Source organism: Niveispirillum sp. KHB5.9 (assembly GCF_048066115.1).
Lineage (GTDB): Bacteria > Pseudomonadota > Alphaproteobacteria > Azospirillales > Azospirillaceae > Niveispirillum.
The window spans coordinates 1-853 of record NZ_JBLTYX010000071.1; the positions used below are offsets into that span (position 1 = coordinate 1).

The 853-nt window shown below is 59.1% G+C and carries 1 protein-coding gene; it reads right to left on the minus strand.

Going from position 1 to position 853, the window contains the following annotated elements:
• Positions 1–17: 17 nt before the first annotated feature.
• Positions 18–772, minus strand: a protein-coding gene (locus ACM9HJ_RS30980; protein WP_416575667.1) for an IS5 family transposase whose coding sequence is annotated in 2 segments (ribosomal slippage) — positions 18–442 and positions 442–772 — 756 coding nt in all. Because the reading frame shifts where the segments join, the coding sequence is not laid out codon by codon here.
• Positions 773–853: the final 81 nt, after the last annotated feature.

Genomic DNA, 853 nt, shown 5'->3' on the forward strand with positions numbered 1-853 from the left:
CTAGGGTCCAGACTCAATCAGGTCCAGTATGCGACGATGGTTGCGATGGCGAGTGTGGATAGGAAATTTCTGGCGAGCTTGTCGTATCTGGTGGCGACGCGTCGAAAGTCCTTGAGACGGCAGAAGACGGCCTCCACCATCCATCGGAATTTGTACCGGACCTTGTCGAAGCGGATCGGCTTCTTTCGTGACTTTCTGCCGGGAATGACCGGCTTTGCGCCCTTTTCCCTGATTTTGGCCCGCAGTTTGTCGCTGTCGTAGCCCTTGTCGGCCAGGACGTAGCGGCAATCATCAACCTCGGCCAGCAGGGTCTCCGCCATGGTGATGTCCGAAACGTTCCCGGCCGTCACATGCAGGGCCACGGGGCGGCCGAGCGTATCCGTCAGGGCGTGGACCTTTGTGGTCTGGCCCCCTCTGGAAATGCCAATGGCTTGCGCCTTGGCCCCCCTTTTCCGCCGTGGGCGCAACGATGCGCCTTCACGTAGCTGCCATCCATGGCCACGCTGGTCGTAATCCATTGTCCGGCGGCCAACGCTTGCAATATCCGGTGCCAGTACCGGCGGCCAGACCACCGGTTGAAACGATTGTAGACCGTCGTCGGCGGGCCATATTCTGGTGGACAGTCCTTCCAGCGGCAACCGCTCTTCAGAACGTGGATGATCCCGCTGATGATACGCCGGTCATCAACACGTGGCGCACCATACTTGTGCTCGGGAAGGTGCGGCTCAATCGCTGCCCACGCTTCATCCGAAAGCCAGAAAATGTCCCGCATCCATTCCTCCAAGGCAGCGCCAACGCCTTGGAATCACATTCTCAACGCAATTTCAATGCCCTGTGACGGTTTTGACCCTAG